Origin of the sequence: Rhizobium sp. PP-CC-3G-465, assembly GCF_004343445.1 — a bacterium.
Taxonomy (GTDB): Bacteria; Pseudomonadota; Alphaproteobacteria; order Rhizobiales; family Rhizobiaceae; genus Ferranicluibacter; species Ferranicluibacter rubi.
Genome location: NZ_SLYH01000001.1, coordinates 639,856 through 661,746, shown reverse-complemented (window position 1 = coordinate 661,746; position 21,891 = coordinate 639,856). Strand labels below are relative to the sequence as shown.

At 64.3% G+C, this 21,891-nt stretch carries 22 protein-coding genes; 3 read left to right on the top strand and 19 right to left on the bottom strand.

The genetic code is table 11. The annotated features are described in order from the left end of the window. Positions 1 to 140 precede the first annotated feature (140 nt). The 4 genes from C8J33_RS03000 to C8J33_RS02985 form a co-directional block, all read right to left on the bottom strand. Positions 141 to 1,229 (bottom strand): ABC transporter ATP-binding protein, encoded by a 1,089-nt coding sequence (locus tag C8J33_RS03000; protein ID WP_110799087.1) that lies wholly within the window; start codon positions 1,227 to 1,229, stop codon positions 141 to 143. Positions 1,230 to 1,234: 5 nt separating this feature from the next. Further along, positions 1,235 to 2,179, bottom strand: coding sequence for a carbohydrate ABC transporter permease (locus tag C8J33_RS02995; protein ID WP_132663093.1), 945 nt, complete (start codon positions 2,177 to 2,179; stop codon positions 1,235 to 1,237). Beyond that, positions 2,172 to 3,098, bottom strand: a complete 927-nt coding sequence (locus C8J33_RS02990; protein WP_110799089.1) for a carbohydrate ABC transporter permease — start codon at positions 3,096 to 3,098, stop codon at positions 2,172 to 2,174. Before C8J33_RS02990 ends, C8J33_RS02995 begins: the two co-directional genes overlap by 8 nt. Positions 3,099 to 3,254: 156 nt before the next feature. Next, positions 3,255 to 4,490, bottom strand: a complete 1,236-nt coding sequence (locus C8J33_RS02985) for an ABC transporter substrate-binding protein (RefSeq protein ID WP_132663092.1) — start codon at positions 4,488 to 4,490, stop codon at positions 3,255 to 3,257. A 454-nt stretch (positions 4,491 to 4,944) separates the two neighbouring features. Here C8J33_RS02985 and C8J33_RS02980 point away from each other — a divergent pair, with 454 nt between their 5' ends. After that, a complete protein-coding gene (locus tag C8J33_RS02980; RefSeq protein ID WP_132663091.1) occupies positions 4,945 to 6,027 on the top strand; it encodes a LacI family transcriptional regulator in 1,083 nt (360 codons plus the stop codon). Between the two features lie 82 nt (positions 6,028 to 6,109). Here the strand turns inward: C8J33_RS02980 and gndA are convergent, their stop codons facing one another. Further along, complete coding sequence (gndA, locus tag C8J33_RS02975) at positions 6,110 to 7,549, bottom strand: NADP-dependent phosphogluconate dehydrogenase (RefSeq protein WP_132663090.1); 1,440 nt, start codon at positions 7,547 to 7,549, stop codon at positions 6,110 to 6,112. 281 nt (positions 7,550 to 7,830) lie between these two features. Between gndA and C8J33_RS02970 the strand changes: the two genes are divergently transcribed. Further along, positions 7,831 to 8,244, top strand: coding sequence for an SRPBCC family protein (locus C8J33_RS02970; RefSeq protein ID WP_132663089.1), 414 nt, complete (start codon positions 7,831 to 7,833; stop codon positions 8,242 to 8,244). 20 nt (positions 8,245 to 8,264) lie between these two features. On the opposite strand, the gene C8J33_RS02965 is transcribed toward C8J33_RS02970, so the two are convergent. The 13 genes from C8J33_RS02965 to C8J33_RS02905 all read right to left on the bottom strand — a co-directional run bounded on the left by C8J33_RS02965 (position 8,265) and on the right by C8J33_RS02905 (position 20,012). Then, complete coding sequence (locus C8J33_RS02965) at positions 8,265 to 8,984, bottom strand: PAS domain-containing protein (RefSeq protein WP_132663088.1); 720 nt, start codon at positions 8,982 to 8,984, stop codon at positions 8,265 to 8,267. Between the two features lie 214 nt (positions 8,985 to 9,198). After that, on the bottom strand, positions 9,199 to 10,152 hold the full coding sequence (locus C8J33_RS02960; RefSeq protein ID WP_132664428.1) for a lipid A biosynthesis lauroyl acyltransferase: 954 nt from the start codon (positions 10,150 to 10,152) through the stop codon (positions 9,199 to 9,201). Positions 10,153 to 10,162: 10 nt separating this feature from the next. Continuing rightward, the gene (locus tag C8J33_RS02955) at positions 10,163 to 11,191 is read right to left on the bottom strand and encodes a zinc-binding dehydrogenase (RefSeq protein ID WP_110799094.1); all 1,029 of its coding nucleotides are present in this window, start codon (positions 11,189 to 11,191) and stop codon (positions 10,163 to 10,165) included. A gap of 45 nt (positions 11,192 to 11,236) precedes the next feature. Further along, a complete protein-coding gene (locus C8J33_RS02950) occupies positions 11,237 to 12,520 on the bottom strand; it encodes a beta-ketoacyl-ACP synthase (protein WP_110799095.1) in 1,284 nt (427 codons plus the stop codon). Then, positions 12,517 to 13,734, bottom strand: a complete 1,218-nt coding sequence (locus C8J33_RS02945) for a beta-ketoacyl-ACP synthase (protein WP_132663087.1) — start codon at positions 13,732 to 13,734, stop codon at positions 12,517 to 12,519. Before C8J33_RS02945 ends, C8J33_RS02950 begins: the two co-directional genes overlap by 4 nt. A gap of 4 nt (positions 13,735 to 13,738) precedes the next feature. Further along, positions 13,739 to 14,245, bottom strand: coding sequence for a 3-hydroxyacyl-ACP dehydratase FabZ family protein (locus tag C8J33_RS02940; RefSeq protein WP_110799097.1), 507 nt, complete (start codon positions 14,243 to 14,245; stop codon positions 13,739 to 13,741). Between the two features lie 187 nt (positions 14,246 to 14,432). Further along, positions 14,433 to 14,711: an acyl carrier protein gene (locus C8J33_RS02935; protein ID WP_110728080.1), complete on the bottom strand. Its 279-nt coding sequence runs from the start codon at positions 14,709 to 14,711 to the stop codon at positions 14,433 to 14,435. A gap of 150 nt (positions 14,712 to 14,861) precedes the next feature. Further along, entirely contained in the window at positions 14,862 to 15,302 is a 441-nt protein-coding gene (locus C8J33_RS02930) for a L,D-transpeptidase (RefSeq protein ID WP_132663086.1), read from the bottom strand. Positions 15,303 to 15,402: 100 nt separating this feature from the next. After that, on the bottom strand, positions 15,403 to 16,377 hold the full coding sequence (cbiB, locus tag C8J33_RS02925; RefSeq protein ID WP_132663085.1) for an adenosylcobinamide-phosphate synthase CbiB: 975 nt from the start codon (positions 16,375 to 16,377) through the stop codon (positions 15,403 to 15,405). Then, positions 16,377 to 17,378 carry a threonine-phosphate decarboxylase CobD gene (cobD, locus tag C8J33_RS02920; RefSeq protein WP_132663084.1) on the bottom strand — a complete coding sequence of 334 codons (1,002 nt, stop codon included), beginning with the start codon at positions 17,376 to 17,378 and terminating at the stop codon, positions 16,377 to 16,379. The genes cbiB and cobD overlap by 1 nt, the downstream gene beginning before the upstream one ends. After that, positions 17,375 to 18,700, bottom strand: coding sequence for a cobyrinate a,c-diamide synthase (locus C8J33_RS02915; protein WP_132663083.1), 1,326 nt, complete (start codon positions 18,698 to 18,700; stop codon positions 17,375 to 17,377). Before C8J33_RS02915 ends, cobD begins: the two co-directional genes overlap by 4 nt. Next, complete coding sequence (gene cobA, locus C8J33_RS02910) at positions 18,697 to 19,518, bottom strand: uroporphyrinogen-III C-methyltransferase (RefSeq protein ID WP_132663082.1); 822 nt, start codon at positions 19,516 to 19,518, stop codon at positions 18,697 to 18,699. Before cobA ends, C8J33_RS02915 begins: the two co-directional genes overlap by 4 nt. Further along, entirely contained in the window at positions 19,515 to 20,012 is a 498-nt protein-coding gene (locus C8J33_RS02905) for a cobalamin biosynthesis protein (RefSeq protein ID WP_132663081.1), read from the bottom strand. Before C8J33_RS02905 ends, cobA begins: the two co-directional genes overlap by 4 nt. Before the next feature lie 456 nt (positions 20,013 to 20,468). On the opposite strand from C8J33_RS02905, the gene C8J33_RS02900 reads away from it, so the two are divergent. Further along, on the top strand, positions 20,469 to 21,254 hold the full coding sequence (locus C8J33_RS02900; RefSeq protein WP_132663080.1) for a TSUP family transporter: 786 nt from the start codon (positions 20,469 to 20,471) through the stop codon (positions 21,252 to 21,254). Here C8J33_RS02900 and cobO read toward each other — a convergent pair. Further along, the gene (cobO, locus tag C8J33_RS02895; protein ID WP_132663079.1) at positions 21,251 to 21,880 is read right to left on the bottom strand and encodes a cob(I)yrinic acid a,c-diamide adenosyltransferase; all 630 of its coding nucleotides are present in this window, start codon (positions 21,878 to 21,880) and stop codon (positions 21,251 to 21,253) included. The two genes, C8J33_RS02900 and cobO, sit on opposite strands and share 4 nt — an antisense overlap. Positions 21,881 to 21,891: the final 11 nt, after the last annotated feature.

Here is a 21,891-nt window from a genome sequence, read left to right as displayed (position 1 = left end):
CAGCCCCTCATCCGGCTGCCGCCACCTTCTCCCCGCAGGCGGGGAGAAGGGACTTGGAGCGGCCTTGAGGCACGTCCCCTCTGCCCACCTGCGGGGAGAGGGCTAGGGTGAGGGGCAGCGGCACATCAAAGCACTTGCCATCACAACCGCTGCTCCGTGCCCGAATCGAAGATCGAGGCCATGCCCATGTCGATGCCGAGGCGGACCTGCGACCCTGGAGCATATCGGCGCGACCCGGCTATCCGCACCGACATGGTCTGCCCGGCAAGCTTCAGCCAGAGAAGGTTGTCCGCGCCCATCGGCTCCTCGATATCGACCACCGCCGCATGCGCATCGCCGCCGGCCGGCACCTCGTCCACCGTCACATGCTCCGGGCGGATGCCGAGCACGACGTTGGTGCCGGAGAGGATCGGCGCGCGGGCGGGATAGGCGTCGATCGCGAAATCGACGCCGCCGACGTGCACGATCTTGCGGCCGCCCTTCTCCTCCACCGTGCCACGAAAGAAGTTCATCGACGGCGAGCCGATGAAACCGGCGACGAAGAGGTTCTCGGGTGCGTTGTAGATCGTCATCGGATCGGCAAGCTGCTGGATGACGCCGCTCTTCATGACGGCGATGCGGTCGGCGAGCGTCAGCGCCTCGATCTGGTCGTGCGTTACGTAGATCATCGTGTTCTTCAGCGACTGGTGCAGCCGCTTGATCTCGACGCGCAGTTCGGAGCGCAGTTTCGCGTCGAGGTTCGACAGCGGCTCGTCGAACAGGAAGACATCGACATCACGCACAAGAGCCCGCCCGATCGCGACGCGCTGGCGCTGGCCGCCGGAAAGCTCGGCCGGCTTGCGCTTCAGAAGCGGCTGGATCTGCAGGATCTCGGCGGCGCGGGCCACGCGCTTGTCGATCTCCGGCTGCGGCATCTTGGCGACCTTGAGCCCGAAGGACAGGTTCTTCTCGACGGTCATCTGCGGATAGAGCGCATAGGACTGGAACACCATGCCGATGCCGCGGTCCTTGGGCTCCTCCCACGTGACGTTCTTGCCCTTGATGAAGATCTGCCCGTCGGAGATTTCCAGAAGCCCGGCGATGCAGTTGAGCAGGGTCGATTTTCCGCAGCCGGACGAACCGAGCAGCACGAGGAACTCGCCGTCGCGGATATCGAGATTGAGGTTTTCGAGAACGGTGACTGCGCCGAAGCTCAGCGACAGATCCTGGATGGAAACGCTTGACGTCATGAGGATCAGCCTTTCACGGCGCCGGCGGCGATGCCGCGGACAAACAGGCGCCCGGAAACGAAATAGACGATGAGGGGAACGGCGCCGGTCAGCAGCGTGGCGGCCATGTTGACGTTGTATTCCTTCACGCCCTGCACCGAATTGACGATGTTGTTGAGCTGGACGGTGATCGGATAATATTCGGGGCGGGTGAACACGACGCCGAACAGGAAGTCGTTCCAGATGCCGGTGATCTGCAGGATCATGGCGACCACGAAAATCGGCAGCGACATCGGCAACATGATCCGGAAATAGATCATCCAGAACCCTGCCCCGTCGATGCGCCCCGCCTTGAACAGCTCCTCCGGCAGCGAGACGAAGTAATTGCGGAAGAGCAGCGTCAGGATCGGCATGCCGAAGATCGAATGGACGATGATGAGGCCGGTGAGCGAGCCGTAGATGCCGAGTTCGCGCAGGATGATGACGAGCGGGTAGATCATGACCTGATAGGGAATGAACGCCCCGATGATCAGGACGATGAAGAAGGTCTCGGACCCCTTGAAGCGCCAGTTGGCCAGCGCATAGCCATTGATCGAGGCGAGCGCGATGGAGGCGATGGTCGAGGGTACCGTGATGCGCACCGAATTCCAGAAACCGCGCGACAGGCCATCGCAATTGAGGCCGGTGCAGGCGCTCGACCAGGCCTTCACCCAGGGCTCGAAGGTGATCTCGACCGGGGGCGAGAAGATGTTCCCAAGCCGGATCTCGGGCATGCCCTTCAGCGAGGTCACGACCATCACGTAGAGCGGCAGCAGGTAGTAGCAGGCAAACACCAGCAGCGTGCCGTAGACCATGATGTTGGTGCCGGAAAAGGCGCGCGCCGGGCGCTTGCCGCGGGGCCCGGCGGCCAATTGCGGTTTGGTGGCGTCGATGGCGACGGCGGTGGTGTTGAGGGAGGCGATATCAGCCACGCTTGCGTCCTCCGAATTCGAGATAGGCCCAGGGAATGATGATGATCGCGACGGCCAGCAGCATCATGGTGGAGGCTGCAAAGCCCTGGCCGAGGTTCTGGGCCTGGAACATGTAGTCGTAGACGTACTTCGCCGGCACTTCGGATGCGATGCCCGGGCCGCCGCTGGTCTGCGCCACCACGAGGTCGTAGACCTTGACGATGCCGGAGGCGATGATGACGAGCGTGGTGATGAAGACCGGCCGCATCATGGGGATGACGATGAAGAGATAGGTCTTCCAGGCGGGAATGCCGTCGATGCGCGAAGCCTTCCAGATCTCCCCGTCGATGCCGCGCAGCCCGGCCAGCATCAGGCACATGACGAGGCCCGTTCCCTGCCAGAGCGCTGCGATCAGGATGCCGTACATGACCAGAGCGGGATCGTAGAGCGGATCGAAGCGGAAGGACGTCCAGCCGAGCGAGCGGATGACCGACTGGATGCCGAACTCCGGATTGAGGATCCACTGCCAGACGAGACCGGTGACGATGAAGGAGAGAGCGAAGGGATAGAGGAAGATCGTACGGAAGGTGTTTTCGAACCGGATCTTCTGGTCCATCAGCGCGGCGAGCAGAAAGCCGATCAACAGGCTGAAGATCAGCGAGAAGATGCCGTAGATCCCGAGATTGATGATCGACATCGTCCAGCGCGGTGCTGCCCACAGGCGCTCGTACTGGTCGAGGCCGACGAAGCTCATGCGTGGCAGCAAACGCGAGTTGGTAAAGGAATAGAGCACCGTCCAGAGCGTGCCGCCCGCGAAGATGACGACGGCGGTGAGGATCATCGGGATGGACGCGATCTTCGCGCTCATATTGCGGAAATACTGGTTCGGCCGGGTGGATTTCCGGGCCGGTGGGGCAGCTGTCGTCGCTGGAACCGTCATCGGCAGGCGCCTCCTCGTAGCTCTCCCTGAAGGGCGGAGCGCGGCAAACATGAAACTAGGGCGGGGCGGTCCCGGGCCTCGTCGAGGCCCGGGTGGTGAATGCGGAGGGTGATCGCTGGTTGGGGATGGTGACGGCGATAGGCCGCCACCGCTTCATCACTCGGCGGAGGCGATGATGCCGGCAAGGCGCTTTTGCGCGTCCTCGGCCGTCATTGTCGTGCTCGCGAAGAATTCGGAGAACAGGTCCTCCTTCTGCTTCTGGATGTCGGCCGAAAGCAACTCGTCCGCGCTCTTGACCACGTCGCCCTTGGCGAGGATATCGAGACCCTTTTTCATGCAGTCGTTCGTTGCCGACATATCGACATCCCCGCGAACGGGCAGCGAGCCCTTCTTGAGGTTGAACGCGACCTGCGTGGCGGGATCGATGATGGTTTTGGCAAGAACGCCCTGCGCCTCGCTTTTCGCCGCGTCGGTGAGCAACGGGAAATAGAAAGCGTCGCCGTTGGTCGAGATCATGGCATTGACGCCGAGACCGGGGAGGCAGGAATAGTCGGTGCCTGCCTTTTGGTTGGCGATCTGGAACTCGCCCTGCGCCCAGTCGCCCATGACCTGCCCGCCGGCCTTGCCGGTGATGACGAGGTTGGTCGCCTGATTCCAGTCCTGAACGTTCGAACCCTTGGCCATGCGCCGAGCGTCATCCGCCGCCTTGAAGATCTTGGCCATATCAGGCCCCGTCAGCGTAGCCTCGTCCTTGTCGCCATAAGCCTTGAAGTAAACGTCCTTGCCGCCGAGCGACAGAAGAAGAACATCGAACAGACCGGCAGACTGCCAGGCCTGACCGCCGAGTGCCAGCGGAACGATGCCGGCCTTCTCCAGCGCGGGGGCCGCCGCGACATATTCGTCCCAGGTCTTCGGCACTTCGACGCCGGCCGTCTTGAAGGCCGCGTTGGAGAGCCACAGCCACTGCCAGGAGTGGATGTTGACGGGTGCGCAATAGATCTTGCCGTCGATCGTGCAGGCGTCGAGCAGGCTCGCCGGCCGGATGACCTCTTTCCACTTTTCAGCGGTGGCGACATCGGTCAGGTCGCGCATCAGGCCGGCCTGCACCAGCTCCTCGGCCTGTCGGCCATGGTTGAACTGTGTGGCGCCCATGGGGTCGCCGCCGGTGATGCGGCTGATCATGATGGGGCGTGCCGTGCCGCCCGAACCGGCAATCGCGCCGTCCACCCATTTGTTGCCGGTCGCATCGAACGCCTTGGCCAATTCCGCGACCGCCGCAGCCTCCCCGCCGGACGTCCACCAATGCGTTACTTCCAGATCCGTGGCATGAGCCGCACCGAGCGGCAGTACCACACCGGCAGCCAGAATTGCTGCGCGAAAGCGTGTCATCATGAGTATCCTCCCTCACTGTAACGTTGCCGTAAAAACGTAGCGGATGTGCTCCAAGCACGCAACAGAGCAACCGTTAAATTTTCTGAGAGTCCTGTAATTCCACCTAAAGGCGAATTCTCGTCATGACAGCAAGGTCGTATTCTCCACCAAAATGCGGTGCAGCATATGGATTGAGGTGCAATAAGATCATTGAATAGGCGTCGTATTCGCCATCATTGCTTTCATTCCTCGCACCATGCCGATTTGCAGTGCAACAATCATTTTTGCGTCGCTCCAGCATCGTCCGAAGATTGCAACCTGATCCGAGAGCTACAAAAGATCGTCACGATCAACTGTATCGTTACAGATTTTTCGTGTAGGCACGGCATGGGTGAAATTGGTCAAGCCGCGTCGAACCGGCTAGGATGATCGGCGGCACACCGGTTGCATGGACCGGATGGAAGGGCAGGCATCGATGGACGAGACGACGAAAACCGATGGTTTGCCACAAACGGCGGCGCAGGCCGGCCCGCAGACCGGCGGCGCGCAACTCCACCTCCCCGGCAACGACCGCCCGACGCTGAAGACGATCGCCTTCATGACCGGGCTCGGCATCACCACCGTATCGCGCGCATTGAAGGACGCGCCCGATATCGGCGCGGAAACGAAGGAGCGCGTGCGCCTCGTCGCGCGCCAGGTCGGCTACCAGCCGAACCGCGCAGGCGTGAGACTGCGGACCGGCAAGACCAACGTCATCAGCCTCGTCCTGTCGCTGGAGGAGGAGATCATGGGTCTCACCAGCCCGATCGTCGTCGGCATTTCCGAAGTGCTGGCGGCCACGCCCTACCACCTCGTCGTCACACCCTACAGCCCCTCGCGGGACGCCCTTGCGCCGGTTCGCTACGTGCTGGACACGGGTGCCGCCGATGGCGTCATCATCTCGCGCACGGAGCCGAAGGACGCCCGCGTGGCGCTGATGCTGGAACGAAACTTCCCATTCGCCACCCATGGACGCACCGATATGGGGCTGGCACATCCCTATCACGACTATGACAATGAGGGCTTCGCCTATGCCGCCGTGCGGGCGCTGGTGGAGCGCGGGCGCCGTCGCCTCACGCTGCTGCAGCCGCCGCCGCACCTCACCTATCACCGGCACATGCGCAACGGGTTCGACCGCGCGGTACGCGACTTCGGCGTCGAGACCATCCCGTTCGACACCGTCGATATCGACCATTCGCTGATCGACATCCGCACCGCATTCGAAACCCTGCTGCGCGGCGGAGCGGTACCGGATGGCATCGTCTCGGGGAGCGGTGCGGGAACCATCGCCCTGATCGCCGCCATCGAAGCGACCGGCCGCAAGATCGGCGCCGACATCGACGTCGTCTCAAAGGTGCCGAGCGATTTCCTCGGCTGGCTGCGCCCGGAGGTCATCACCATGAAGGAAGATATCCGCCACGCCGGCCACGAGCTCGCCAAGGCGGTCCTCGCCCGCATCGCCGGCCGACCGCCGGAAGAGCTTCAGAGTCTGAGCGGCCTCGACAGATCGAAGAGCTGACGACGCCTCTCTCAGAACAGCAAGAAGGCCGCGCGACATACGCCGCGCGGCCTTTCTTCGTCAGGTCGTTCGACCCTTCAGATCAGGAGCGTTCGGCGACGAGGCCGCTGCCCCACGGGCCGTGATGCGAGTCCTTGCCGTCCGTGCGGTCATAGCCATGGGCGCCGAAATAATCGCGCTGGGCCTGGATCATGTTGGCCGTGCCGCGGGCGCGGCGGTAGCTGTCGAAGTAGCCGAGCGCCGAGGCGAGTGCCGGGACCGGGAGACCGCCGAGAACGGCGGTGGAGACCACGCGGCGAAGCGGACCGTCGGTTTCCTTGACCATGGCGGCAAAGGCCGGGGTGACGATGAGGTTCGCGGCATCCGGCGATTCGGTGAACGCCTTGGTGATCTCGTCGAGGAACTGCGAGCGGATGATGCAACCGGCACGCCAGATGCGGGCGATGGTCGGCATCGGCAGGTTCCAGCCGAACTCGCGGGAGGCCGCGGCCATGACGGCGAAGCCCTGCGCATAGGCGCCGATCTTTGCCGCAAGCAGGGCATTTTCGAGATCGGCAAGGAAGGCGGCCTTGTCGCCGATCGACAGTGGCGGCACGTCCGGCAGTCCGAGGATCTTCTCGGCAGCCTCACGCTCGGTCTTCATCGACGACAGGCTACGGGCAGCGACGGCCGCTTCGATGCCGGTGGCCGGCACGCCCATGTTCTGCGCCTCGATCACCGACCACTTGCCGGTGCCCTTCTGGCCCGCCTTGTCGAGGATGACATCGACGAGCGGACCGGAACCGAGCTGGTCGTCTGCGCGGAGCACGATTTCGGAAATCTCGATCAGGAAGGAATTGAGGCGGCCCTTGTTCCAGGTCGCGAAAACCTCGGCGATCTCGGTCGCGCTCATCTTCAGCCCGTCGCGCAGGATGCCGTAGATTTCGGCGATCATCTGCATGTCAGCATATTCGATGCCGTTATGGATGGTCTTGACGAAGTGTCCGGCACCGTTCTCGCCGAGCCACGCCACGCAAGGGTCACCTTCATAGCGGGCAGCAATCGAGGTCAGGACCTTTTCGACGCGCGTCCAGCTTTCTTCCAGGCCACCGACCATGATCGAGGGACCATGGCGTGCACCTTCCTCACCACCGGAGACGCCCATGCCGATAAAGGTCAGGCCGCTATCCTTCAGGGTGTCGAAGCGGCGCATCGTATCGCGGAAATTGGCGTTGCCGGCATCGATCATGATGTCGTGCGCCTCGAGGTGCGGCTTCAGGATTTCCATCTGCTGGTCGACCGCTTCGCCGGCCTTGATCATGATGATGATCGGCCGCGGCGGCTTGATCGCCGCAACGAACTCTTCGATCGTCTCGCAGGGGATGATGCGATCCTTGAGATCGCCTGCCTCTTCGTAGAACTCTCTCGTACGCTCGACCGTGCGGTTGAACACTGCGATCGTGTTGCCCTTCTCGGCAATGTTGAGCGCGAGGTTGGACCCCATGACGCCGAGCCCGATTAGGCCGATTTCCGCCTGTGCCACGTGTATGCCTCCATTAGATCCTGGAACGCGGGGATGCCGGTCATCGGCGGGCGTTCCATTGATGTGTCGTACCCGCAGTGCCGACCGTTGCAGCCGGTTGCCGAATGGGTGAACGCGGCAAGTTTTGGCACCGGAAAGCGTGAACCACAAGACATTGTTGACGTTCGAAGCTACATTTCCTCTCCGATGCCGACAGATGTCGCAGCAGCGCGAGGACGTCCTGCAAAGGTGTCCGCGCCTGCACCGCCGCGAATGCTCGAAGAGGAGAGGGAGAGAGCGAAATGACGATGAACGTGCGAACCATCGAGGTCGTCATCGAGCGGGATGCGGGCACGGTCTATGCCTATGCGAGCCGCCCCGAGACGATGCCACTCTGGGCATCGGGGCTTGCAAGCGGGCTCCAGCCTGCCGGCGATCACTGGGTTGCGAGCGGGCCACTCGGAACCGTCAGGATATTCTTCACGCCTGCGAACGATCTCGGCGTGATGGACCATACGGTCGTCGAGGAAACAGGCGTGACAACCTACAACGCTTTCCGCGTGACACCGAACGGCTCGGGAGCCGTGGTCGTGTTCACACTGTTGCAGCAGGCCGATACGAGTGAGGACAGCTTCGCACGCGATATCGCGTGGGTGCGGAAAGATCTGACCCGGCTCAAGGCTCTTCTGGAGGGCGAAGGAGACGCGACGGCCTGAATTTGCCGGCGGCCGCTCACTCAGGCCGCGATGGCGCGACGACGGTTGGCGAGTTCCTGATAGACGATGATGGCGCCGATGATCTGCCCTGTCGATGTGCGGCACGGTGTCATGCGGGACCGGATCACGATCGTCCGGCCACCGATTTCGCGGGCATAGGTCGTATCCACCGTCTCGCCGCCAAAGCAGCGGTCGAGGCGGGGTTTCAGGTTGTCCTCGAAGAACTGAAGCCCGGCGAATTCCAGAATCGTCCGCCCGATCAGGGACAGCGGGGTTTGATGGACATGCTGTGCGTGAAGGACATTCGCATAGAGATAGCGGTAATCGGGCGTGACGACACAGACACGGTCCGGCAGACTGTCGAGAATGGCCTCGTTCAACAGCCCCTCATCCGCCCGGACCTTCGGAAGCAGTGCAGTCCGTTCCGGGGCGATGCCTGGGTACCGCACCATCAGATTTCCGGTTTCCGACTCGACGAAATAGCGCTCGGCAAGATCCGACAGCACATTGCTGTGTCGCATGACATTGGAGCAGTCGTCGGCCTCCTTCTTCAGGAGATCCAGCAGAAACTGGAACTGCAGGCGAGCATCAGCGACCGTCTTTGCACGTTCGCTCTCGATCGCCTTCAAAAGGGGTTCGATCTCTCTGTCGAGGACGTCGATCAGCAAGGTTTCCCCGCCGGTCACTGCCTGCTGGATCTGGCTGTATTTCACCCAGAACAAATCGATCAGCGTCTTCACGACTTTATCCCCACACCCATGCGTCACCGCAAACAGACAGGAAATGTCTATTCCGACCGCATGACACCATGTTAACGAAACGCCTGAAAATGCGCGGTTTCACTCTACACAGGCGACGACGTCGTTCAACCGATCCTTCGCGATATCACGAATTTCATATGCCTTTTTTATAAGGCACGCCGACGCTGAGAAAGCCAACCGAAGGCTTCTCCGTCTACATTTTCGTATTCGTCTCGCGGGCCAGCTTGCGCTTCACCTGCCAGCGATCATGATACCACAGCCATTGGCCGGGATATTCCCGTACCCAGCGCTCCACCGTGTCGTTCAGAAGCTGCGCCGTCGCCTCGACATCGACGCTGCCGCCCTCCTTGCGGGGAATCGCGACGGCGGGCTCGATCTCCAAGCGGAATCGATTGCCGGGCAAGCGGATGCAGCGCGCCGGGTAAACCTCGCAGCCGAACTGACGCACGAGCTTGGCGAGCAGCGGATTGGTCTTGACCGGCTGTCCGAAAAACGTGGTGCTCAAGCCCTTCTTGAACTTCTGATCGACCAGAACGCCGATCCCCTGCCCTTCGTCCAGCTTGCGCGCCAGCGTGAAGGACGATCCGGCGTGGGACGGCACCAGAGTTCCCATGCGCTTGGCACGAAAATCATAGACCTTCTTCGCCATGGTTGCATTGTTCGGCGGGCGGAAGAGCACGGTGACGTCGAGACCGAACGCCGATCCTGCAACCGGCAACATCTCGAAACTGCCGGTATGGCCGGTGAAGACGATGAAGGGACGCGGGTTGTCGCGCAGGTCGAGGAAGATCGGCGCGCCGACCACCTCCACCCGGCCTGGCGTGCCGCGTGCCGGATCGTAGTCGAACAACCGGTCGAGAAAGACGTATTCGGCGGCAAGCCGGCCGATGGAGCCCCAGCTTTCCAGCGCGATCGCTTCGATCTCGCTCTCGCTCTTCTCCGGGAAGGCGGCGCGCAGGTTGGCGAGCGTCAACAGATGACGGCCCCGCATGAAGCGCGGGCCGGCAAGCCGCGCCACGCGGTCCATGAAATTGAGTGCCGTATCCGGTGGAAGCAGTTTCAGCAGCATCAGCGGCAGGAAGGCCAGCTGCGCCACGATCCAGTCGCTCGCGTGCCTGTAGAAGAGAACGAGCCGCGTGATCAGAATGCGCACCGGATCAATCCAGCCGCAGGACGATCTTGCCGAACACCTGACGGCCTTCCATGCGCTCCAGCGCGCGATCGATGTTTTCGAAGGTCACTTCCGTATCGATGACGGGATGAACGAGGCCGCGCGCCATCTTCTGCATGGCATTCGCCATGTTCTCCATCCGGCAGCCGAACGAGCCGATAAGCTTCAGCTGCTGCTGGAAGAGCATCATGAGGTTCATGTCCGCGGAAACGCCCGAGGTGGAGCCGCAGGTGACGAGGCGCCCGCCCCGCTTCATGCAGAGCATGGAGCCGGCCCAGGTGTCCTTGCCGACATGCTCGAACACGACATCGACGCCCTTCTTTTTTGTCAGCTTGCGCACCACGCCTTCGAAACGGTCGGTGCGGTAGTTGATGACGTGATCGGCGCCGAGCGCCTTGGCTTTCTCGATCTTGTCGTCGGAGCCGACGGTGGTGATGACGGTGCAGCCGATCTTCTTGGCGAGCTGGATCGCCGCCGAGCCGATGCCGGACCCGCCGGCATGGATGAGGATCGTCTCGCCCGGCTCGAGCTTCGCATTGTCGAACAGCATGTGCTCCACCGTGCCGAAGGTAACGGGCGCAAGCGCTGCGGCAACGGCATCGATGCCGGGCGGTGCCGGCACGAGAAGGCGGGCGGGAAGATTGACCTTCTCCTGCGCGAAACCATCGAGGTGGAAGCCGTGAACGCCGCTCACATGTTCGCAGAGATTGTCGCGGCCCTCGCGGCAGGGACGGCAGAGGCCGCAGGTGCGGGCGCCGTAGATCGACACGAGCTGACCCGGCAGGACGTTGGCAACGCCCGGCCCGATGGTCTCGACCACGCCGGCAGCCTCAGCGCCGATGACGAGGGGCATCTTGCGCTTGGCGAACGCCATGCCGCGCCAACCCCAAACGTCGATATGGTTGAGCGCCACGGCCTTGACGCGCAGCGTCACTTCGCCCGGACCGGGTGCGTCCGGCTCCGGCAGGTCGGTGACTTCGAGCTTCCGGTCGTCGATCAGTTGCAGCGCGCGCATGGTCTTTTCCTTATCGTTTCCGCGAGGTCGTCAATGCCGCCGGCCTCAGGCCGGTTCCGCCGTCATGACCAGGCTGGCATTCTGTCCGCCGAAGCCGAAGGAGTTGGAGAGCACGGCTGTCACCTGCGCATCGCGCTTGACGTTCGGCACCACATCCAGGGCAATGGCCGGATCGGGGTTCTGGTAGTTGATGGTCGGGGGCAGCGTGCCCGTGAGAATCGTCTGCAAAGAAAATACCGCCTCGACGGCGCCGGCCGCGGTCAGCGTGTGGCCGATCATCGACTTGTTCGAGGAGACCGGGATGCGGGCAAGCCCTTCGCCGAAGACGGCGGACATCGCGCCATATTCCATCTTGTCGTTCTCGGGCGTCGAGGTGCCGTGCGCGTTGACATAGCCGACATCGCTCTCGGCAATGCCGGCATCGGCCAGCGCCGCACGGATCGAGGCGATGGCAGGCCCGCCATCCGGCGAGGAGCGCGTGCGGTGGAAGAGATCGGCTTTTTCGCCGCAGCCCTTCAAGATGCCCAGAACCTTTGCGCCCCGGGCGACGGCGGCTTCGAGCGATTCGAGCACCAGCGTGGCGGCACCCTCGGCGATGACGAAACCGTCACGATCGCGCGTGAACGGCTTTGAAGCCTTTTCCGGCGGGTCGTTCTGGGTGGAGAGGGCCGAGAGCAGCGAGAAGCGGATCAACGCTTCCGCGCTCACCGAGCCGTCCGTTGCGACGGTCAGCGCGCGGGTCGTGCGACCCTGGCGGATGGCCTCGACGCCGAGCTGGATCGCTGTGGCACCCGAGGCGCAGGCGGTGGATAAGGTCACCGGGAGCCCGCGCGTTCCGAACCGGTCGGACAGACGCTCGGAGATCGCGCCAAACAGGGCGGCCTCGTAGAACACCGGATCGGCCTTTTCGCGCATGGCGGCGAGAAAGCGGTTATAGGCATCGGCCGGCTTTTCCGACGGCGGCGAGCGGTCGGCGAGCGCAAAGCGTGCGCTCCATTCCGGCTCGATCGGCGGCGCAGCGAGAAAGAGGGGGCCGTCGAAATCGCCGGAAATGCCGGCTTGCGCCAGCGCTTCCAGCGTGGTCTCCCGCGCCATGGCGTAGGACCGCTCGACGGAGTTTTCGTTGGGAACATCGATGAAATCGACCGTTCCGCAGATCCGCGTCGACAGTCCGTCGGTCGGGAAGCGGGTGATCTTGTGGATGCCGGACACGCCGCCAGTCAGCGCGGCCCAGTTGTCCTCAAGACCCTGGCCGAGCGACGTGATGACGCCCATGCCGGTAACGGCGATCAGCGGGCGGCCCAGATGGTCCTTATAGGCATTGGTCATGACGAAAGCTCCTCTGCGCCCGCGCTGGCATGCGCTGTGAGTACGGCGATCCCCTCGCCTCTGCCGTGGCCGAGCGTCGTGACGATGGCGTGCTTCGGGGCGCGCGTCATCAACGGTTCGGAGGGATCGAACGGCGGTACGACGGCCCCGGCATCGAGCGCAAGCGCGGCCAAGGCAAGACCCAGCGGAAACTGCGCCTCGATCCCGTGCCCGACGGCGCCGCTATAGCCGCGCACCGGCGCATTGGGGAAGCGTTTGTCCAGCCAGCTCCGTTCCTGCGCCGCGAGACCGGCAAGACCGCTGGCGCCGGAGAACACGATCGTGTCCTCGCCCGGTGCGGCCTCGCTCAACTGATCGAGCCGGCGTTCCAGCCCGCCACCATCGCGCTTGCCGCGGTCGCCGCCGACGGCATCGATGGTCGCATAGATCCGCGCGCCGCGGCCTTCGGCATGTTCGCGCGATTCGAGCACCAGGAAAGCGCCGACCGAGCCGAGAATGATGCCGCCGCCCTCACCGTCCGCGCGCGACCACAATGGACGCCATGGACCGATCGCGTGCGCCTGAAGCGCTTCCACGAGCAGGATGATATCGAGCCGCTCGGCCGACAGCGCGCCGCCGACCAGCGTATGGCTGGACTGGCCCGCTTTGATGCGGGCGAAAGCCGTTTCGACCGCGGAAATGCCGGCGGCCTCTTCGCCCATGAAGGTGCGCGAGGAGCCCGTGACCTTGTGGACGATGGAAATATTGCCGGCCATCAGGTTGGAGAGCTGCGCGAGGAACAGCGTCGGGCGCAGTTCGGTCGTCAGCTTTTCATTCAGCAGATGTTCGCGGTCGTTGCGCTTCAGACCCTCATCCACGATCAGGCTGTCGACCGCAATGTCGCGCTCGCCGCCGCCGGCCGCGACGATCATGTCCATGGTGCCGCAAGCGTCCGTGTCGTCCTTCAGCCCGGCATCGTCGAGCGCGAGGCCCGCGCTGAACACGCCGAGGCGCTGCCAGTTCTCCATCTGCCGCTGGTCGCCGCGCTTGGCGATCTGGGCCGACCAGTCGATGGCCGGCAGCGGGTGGACGGGATAGGGTGCGAAGCGCTCCGTCTCCACCACAACCGCAGGCGCCTCGCCCGCCGTGAGCATGGCGACATGCGGCGCGACACCCACGCCCTGGCTGGTGACGATCCCCACCCCGGTGATCACGACGTCGTTGGCGGCCTTCATGCGGTCACTCCTTGAGCGATTCTGGGGGCGTTTCCGGGGATAGCTGGGCGGCCAGCGCCGCCATGAGCCCGACCTCTTCCGCCCGCTTGCGAACGAGGGGTCCAAGCGGCAGCTGGTCGAACGGGACGGTCCTCAATTTCAGCTGGGCATCGGCAATCCGCTTTCCCGCGGACGAGATCTTCGCCTTCGTGACCGCAAAGCCCGAGCCGTCATGCTCCAGCACGACCTCGATGTCGAGCACAGCTTCCGGCTCGACGAAGGAACGCATCTTGGCGCCATCCACGGTCATCAAAAACGGCATCGCGGCGAAATCGGTCACGGCCAGCACGAGAAAGCCGGAGGCCTGCGCCATCGTCTCGATGAGGAGGACGCCGGGGACGAGCGGATAGCCCGGGAAATGCCCCTCGAAGACCGGGCTCTGGGCCGGCACGACGGAGCGGGCGCGCAACGTCTTTGCCGTCATGTCGACGGCCTCGACACGGTCGATCATCTGGAAATATTCAAGCAGCATAAGACATCATCCGCTGACCAGTTTCAAACCCATGACGGGAGATCCGCAACAGGCATCGAGGGACCGGTGACGGCGGCACCCGGACATTGCGTTCGAGGCCGTCAGGTAGAAACGGCGATGCCGCCTGTCAAGCGCGCAAGAGCGGCGTCAGGCGGCATCGCGGAACGGGTGCAGGTGGAAAGGCCGATCAGGCCTTGGCAGCGCGCAGTTCGTCGATCTTGGCACAGAGGTTCTTCAGAACGAAGTATTCCTCGGTCGTCGCCTTGCCTTCGTTGACGTCCTGCGTCCACTTTTCCAGCGGAATCTTGATGCCGAATTCCTTGTCGATCGCAAACACGATGTCGAGGAAATCGAGGCTGTCGATGCCCAGATCGTCGATCGTGTGGCTTTCCGGCGTAATCGTCTCGCGATCGATCTCGCTGGTTTCTGCAATGATATCGGCGACCTTGTCGAATGTGGCTGTCACGCGCGGACCTCTTTGAGTGGCAAGTTTTGCCGAAGCTATAGGGTAACTGCGCAGGAAAAGCCAATGGCCTTCCGGCCGTGCCGGGATTTTTGCGCGGCCCTGTTGCCGAAAGGACCGCGTTGCAGCATGGGCGACCTCCGGGGGCGATCTTCAGTCGGCGATGATGATGCGCGTGTTCCTCAATCCGGCCTGGCTCGCCAGCGAGAAAAACGCCGCCGCGTTCCGCGGATGCAGCCGTACGCAGCCATGCGACGCCGGCCGGCCCAGGCGCTTCAGATCAAAGGTGGCGTGCACGGCATAGCCGCCGTTGAAGAAGACGGCGAAGGGCATGGGCGCGTCGTTGTATTTCCGCGAGCGGTGATCGCGGGAGAGCCACTTAGCACTCCAGCTGCCCTGCGGCGTGACATAGCCCCGGCGCGCCGTGGAAACCTGCCATTGATGCAGGACGATCCCGTTTTCGGTGACCGTCATCGTCTGGCTGGCAAGGCTGATGCGGGCGACGAGCGTCGCCGCACTTGCCGTGTCCGGCATGACAGCGGTTGCCATGGTCATGCACGATACCGCCACAGCGGCGAGAAAAAAACGACGCATCCGATCCCCCTAGCGTACCGCAACGGCACGATGTCCCCACTGCGGATCATACTACCGGAGGAGGACGGAGAAAGACTTAAACAGCAGTGGAAACAGAGCGTTAAAATAGATCCTGAAATACGGCTGCGGAGACCACCGCAGCCAGCGCCAGCGTGCAGGCGGCGTGGAAGACACTGACGCCGCGCAAAATGTCGTCTGCCGTGGCGACCGGCCGTCCGGCAGCGTTCATCATCGGCTCCTCGACCCGGCCACCGGCGTAAAGGCGGGGGCCGGCGAGCTGACGATTGAGCGCTCCCGCCATCGCCGCCTCCGGCCAGCCGGAATTGGGCGACCGGTGAAGCCCCTGATCGCGCAGGGCGACGGACAGCGCATCCCGCCCTGCCCGCTGGCCAAGCCGCCACCACGCTCCACCCGCAATGAGAAGCATCGACAGCCGCGCAGCCGGGAGATTTGCGAGATCGTCCAATCGTGCCGACGCCCGGCCGAAGTGGAGATAGCGCTCGGTCTTATGACCGATCATCGAATCGGCGGTGTTCAGCATTTTGTACGCGAGTAATCCGGGGAGACCGCAGATCGCATACCAGAAGAGGGGCGCCACGACTCCGTCCGAGAAGTTCTCGGCAAGGCTCTCGATGGCGGCCCGGCAGACGCCGGCTTCGTCGAGGCTCTCGGGATCGCGCCCGACGATCATCGCGACCGCCTGCCTTCCACCAGCAAGACCGCCCTCCCGAAGGCCGGCGGCCACGCGCAGGACGTGATCGGACAGGCTCTTCTGCGCGAGGAAGATCGCGACGGTCAGGGCCTCGATCGCGGCGCCGGCAAGACCGAGCGACGACAGCGCGAGGTGGATGAGAAGGCCGATTACAGCGGACAGGAGAAGGAGCCCTGATATCGCCACCACGCCGCGTCTGCGAAGCTGCTCGTCGCTGAGATGCGGCAGGTTCATCCGGCGTTCGCAGGCGGCGATTGCCGTGCCGAACAGCACGACGGGATGCGGCAGGCGGCGCCACAGCCAATCGGGATCGCCGACGACGCGATCGATTGCAAGCCCGGCCGCGAGAATGAGAAGGCGCATCAGGCAGCAACCTTGCGAAGGGCGTCGAGAAGCCGGAGGTCGGATGCCGGATCGGGCGTCAGGCCAATTCGCACCCAGCCGGGAGCGTAATCGAAGCTGCGCGTGAGGATATGCCGCTCACAAAGCGCGTGCTGCAAGGCAGCGCCATCGGCGACCTCGATAAGCGAGAACAGATGCGTGCCCCCGATCGTGCGGAGGCCAGCTTTTGACAAAACCTCGTCCAGCCCGGCCTTCCGCTCGGCGATTCGCAACCGAAGGCCTTCGATATCGCCGTGCAAAAGCTGTTCAGCAACAGCCAGTGCCGGCCCGGAGACGGCCCAGGGGCCGAGTGCTGCGGCCAGTGCCTCGAGCACGTCGGGCACGGCCATGACGAAGCCGAGGCGGATGCCGGCATGGCCGAAGACCTTGCCGAAGGAGCGGAAGACGATAAGACCGGGATGCGCGAACGCCTCGGCGGCAACGCTGTTTCCCGACACCCCGTCGCCGAAAGCTTCGTCCACGACCAGCCGTCCGCCCTGCGCGGTCATGCGGTCGGCGATATCGAGCAGCGTGTCTCGCGGCAGAAGGCGGCCGGTCGGGTTGTTCGGATTGACGACGATGGCGAGACCGTGATCGGGGCGAAGCTCGCTGATATCCGAGATCAGATCGACGGGGAGACCCGACAGCGACAAGACCCGATGATACTCGCCATAGGTCGGCCCAAGGATTGCGACCGGACGGCCCGCCGGTGCAAAAGCCGGCAATTGCTGGATAACGGACTGCGTGCCCGGCACGGCCAGCGGACGGTGCTCCCCGGTGCCGTAGAATGCGGCAGCGGCCATTTCGGTGCGGTGCACGAGATCCGCATCCGGCAGCCGGTGCCAGGCGGATGCGGGAATGTCCGGCAGCGGCGGTGGGCAGGGATTGATGCCGGTGGAGAGGTCCAGCCAGTCCTCCGCGGTGCCGCCATATTGCGCGATTGCCCGCGAGAGGCCGCCGCCGTGCTGGATCGGCGCTGTCATGCCGGCTCCGCCGCGGTGTGTTCGGGCGCGCGGTCGATCAGGTGCATGAAGGAGCCGGCAACCGTTCCGGCGCGAAGGCCGGCGGTGCCGAGCGAGGTGCCTGCGGCATCCTCGACCGCGAACAGCGGCGCGGCGTCACCTTCCGACACGATCGTCGCATAATGAAATTCATGCGCCATCATCGGCTTGAAGAATCCCGTTTCATCCAGCGGCCGGATGCGGCGGTAACCGAGATGCCGGCGTCGTTCGGCAAAGCTGGTGGTCAGCGGCAGGAGGCCGAGCATCGGGTAGCGCGTGCCCAACGCATCGACAAGCCCCTCGCCAAGCGTCATGTAGCCGCCGCACTCGCCGAAGACACGGGCATCGCGCAGAGCCGCAGCCCGCATGCCCGCGCGGAAGGTTTCGGCGGCCGACAACGTACCCGCATACAGTTCCGGATAGCCGCCGGGGAGATAGACGGCATCGGCATCGTCTGCCGGCGCCTCGTCTGCGAGCGGAGAGAAGAAGGAGAGACTCGCGCCCGCTGCGTGCCACCCCGCCAGCAAGTGCTGATAGGCGAAGGCAAACGCAACGTCGCGCGCGACCGCGATTCGCGATCCGAGCGGGTCCATGGCGACGACGTGGTCCGTTGCAGGCTGCACGGGACGGGCGTGACGTCCGAGCGCCACCAGCGCGTCGAGATCGCAGCCCGCCTCGACGGCATCGGCGGCGTGGTCGATGAAGAGATCGAGCCCGCCATGCTCGCCGGCCTGCACGAGGCCGAGATGCCGCTCGGGCAAGGCAAGGCCCGGATCGCGGCCGATGACGCCGAGCACCGGCATATCGATGGCATCAAGCGCGCCGCGCAGCATGGCCTCGTGCTTGGGACTACCGACCTTGTTGAGGATGACGCCGGCAAGTTGCACGTCGGCGCGGAAGCGGGCGTAGCCGGACACCAGCGCCGCCACCGACTGCGCCATGCGGCCGCAATCGACCACGAGCACGACCGGCAGACCCAGAGACGCGGCAAGATCGGCCGGCGCGCCGGTGCCGTCCATCGCCGCATCGAAAAGGCCCATCATCGCCTCGATCACCAGAAGGCGGCCCTCGTCCCGCGCGCGGGATGCCTGCGCGTCGAGCAAGGCAGGACGCATGGCCCAGGGATCGTAGTTGACGCAGGCGATGCCGCAGGCCGCCGTATGGAAAGCGGGATCGATATAATCCGGGCCCGCCTTGCCGGGAGATACCGCGACGCCGCACCGGCTGAGGGCACGCAAAAGACCGAGCGTGATGGTGGTCTTGCCGGAGCCGGAAGACGGGGCGGCGATCAGGATGCCGCTCATGCCGTGCGTTCCCTCGCCACTGCCGCATCGGCCTGCGCGGAGCCGAGCCAGTCGAGCACGGAGCGCAGCCGCACGACCTCGCCGAGCACGACGATGGCCGGTGGCGAGACGCCGGCGGAGGCGGCATCGGCGGCGGCCTGCCCCAGCGTCGTTTCGAGAACCGACTGGCGGGATGTTGCCGCATTGCTGACGAAGGCGAGAGGCTCGTCCGGCGCGCGGCCGGCGGCCAGGAGGTTCGCGGTGATCTCGCTGATATGCTTCATGGCCATATACATGACGATGACGGGTGAGCCTTTGGCGACGCTCGCCCAATCGACGCGATCCGGCACGAGGCCTGAGGAATCATGCCCCGTGAGGAAGGTGACGACATGGGTGATGTCGCGATGGGTGACCGGAATGCCTGCATAGGCGAGACCGCCGATACCCGCGGTGATGCCGGGCACGACCCGGAAGGGAATGCCGTGCTCGACCAGCACCAGAGCCTCTTCGCCACCACGACCAAAAACGAAGGGATCGCCACCCTTCAGCCGCAGCACCCGCTTGCCCTCCCGGGCGAGCGCGACAAGGCGCAAAGAGATATCCAGCTGCTTCGGCGAGGGCTTGCCGCCGCGCTTGCCGGCGAACTCCAGCACGGCATCGGGCCGCGCGAGCGACAGGCAGGCGGCATCCACCAGCGCGTCATGAACGATGACATCCGCCTGTCGCAGGGCGTTGACCGCATGCAGCGTCAGCAGGCCGGGATCGCCCGGGCCGGCACCGACGAGCCAGACCGCGCCCGGCGCCATCAGCGGCAGGCCTTCGAAGGGGAAAACGCTCATCCCACCAGCTCCAGGGCGGGAGAGCATGATTCCATCTGGGAGGATGCGGCCAAACAAGTCGAAGACATCGCGGCAAGCACCTGTTTCGACTCGGCTTCCACCACGGCAGCGGTCGCCTGGCGGGAGGCACGCTTTTCCACCACCAGCCGTCCACCGAGCCCGGCAGTGGCAAGGGCCGATGCCTCCGCGACGCTATGGCATCCGGTCAGGCGAAAGACGTCCGGCGATGGCGTCGCGATGCGCGGCGTCTCCGCCTCCAGTCGGGCGGCGTCGAATGTCAGGAGCGGAACGGCGAAATGATGGGCAAGAGCGAGAATGGCCGGCTCGGTGGCGCGAGCGTTAAGCGAGGCGATGGCGTGAAGCGGCAGCTTGGGGTAGCCGGCATCTGCCAGCACGGCGCAAGCGAGATCGAGGATGTCGGCGACGGCTGCACCAGGCCGGCAGCCGAGGCCGAGAACGAGCCCGCGCTCCGTCGTCTCACCGCTCATGGTCATTCCACGCTCTCCGCTGCATGCCGCCTGTGCCCGAAGGGGCCGAACAGGAAGCCGCGTTTCAGATCCGGCAGCGATGTGACGGTCGATGACGACACCACAGGCTACAGTCGCGCAGACGCCAGGCGGCCGGGGATCTCTCCCCGGTCGAGGCCTCGACAGCTCCGGCATGAGCCCCCGATCAGGGTCGGCCGCACCGGACGCGTTTTCAGCCCGAACCGGGCGCCGTCGCATGAAGCGTGTCTTACAAGAGATTTGTGCGAACCGGAATGGATGATGACGATTCCACGGCAGAATCGGCGAAGCCGGGTTTGACGGTAGCGGTCGGTCGGCAACATCCTGCGCCTCGGCAAGCCCTTCCTTTTCCCCGCCGGCTCTGCCAAAGAGCGTGCGCGTCTGCGCGCCGAGCGCGCGCACCCCTAGATATCCCGCTGCCGGCGTCACGGCCCAAGGTCCATCGTGCACGATCTCGCCCTTCATCTGCTCCTTTTCCTTTTCCTTGCCGCGTTCATCGCCGGCTTCATCGACAGCATTGCCGGCGGCGGCGGCATGATCACCGTGCCGGCCATGCTGCTCGCCGGTATTCCGCCGCTGGAAACGCTCGGCACCAACAAGCTGCAATCGCTGTTCGGCTCGGGTTCGGCCAGCCTTGCCTATGCGAAAGCCGGCCATGTGGACCTGAAAAGCCAGCTGCCCATGGCGCTCCTGTCGCTGGCCGGCGGCGCGATCGGCGCCATGGTGGCGACCGTCGTGCCGGGCGATGTGCTGCGCGCCGTGCTTCCCTTCCTGCTGATCGGCATCGCTCTCTACTTCGCGTTGAAGCCGAACGTCGCCGATCTCGATCGCGCCCAGCGCATCACGCCCTTCGTCTTCGGCCTCACCATCGTCCCCGCCATCGGCTTCTACGACGGCATCTTCGGGCCGGGCACCGGCTCCTTCTTCATGCTGGCCTTCATCGCCCTTGCCGGCTTCGGCGTGCTCAAGGCGACGGCGCATACCAAGCTCCTCAATTTCGGCTCCAATCTCGGCGGCTTCCTTGTACTCGCCTGGTATGGCGTCGTGCTGTGGAAGGTCGGGCTGATGATGGGCGTCGGGCAGTTCGCGGGTGCGCAGGTCGGCTCGCGCTTTGCCATGAAGCGCGGCGCCAAGATCATCAAACCGCTGCTGGTCGTCACCTGCATCGCGCTCGCCATCCGCCTGCTCGCCGATCCGGCGAATCCGGTCAGGGTCTGGTTCGGGTTTTAGTACTCCACCCCTACCTGCGCCTTGATGCCCGAGCGGAACGGGTGCTTGACGAGCTCCATCTCGGTCACGAGGTCGGCGATCTCGATCAGTTCCTCGCGGGCATTGCGGCCGGTCAGCACCACATGGGTCATCGGCGGTTTCTCCTCGCTGAGGAACCGCACGACCTCGTGGATGTCGATATAATCGTAGCGCAGCGCGATGTTGATCTCGTCCAGCAGCACCATCGAGTTGGCGGGATCGCGGATCAGCTCTTTCGAGGTTTTCCAGGCCTTCTGCGCCATCGCCACATCGCGGGCACGGTCCTGCGTTTCCCAGGTAAAGCCTTCACCGAGCGTATAGAAACGGCAGAGATGCTGGAAATGCGTCTCGATCAGCGTGCGCTCGCCCGTCTCCCAGCCGCCCTTGATGTACTGCACGACGGCGGACGGCATGCCGTGGGCGATGTGGCGGAAGATCATGCCGAAGCCGGCGGTGGTCTTGCCCTTGCCCTTGCCGGTATGGACCATGATGAGGCCCTTGCCGTCGGTCTTCGTCGCCATGATCTTTTCGCGCGCGACCTTCTTCTTCGCCATCTTCATGGCGTGGCGCTCCAGATCGACGTCGGCGGCTGGTGTTTCCTCGGTCATATCAGTCCCTT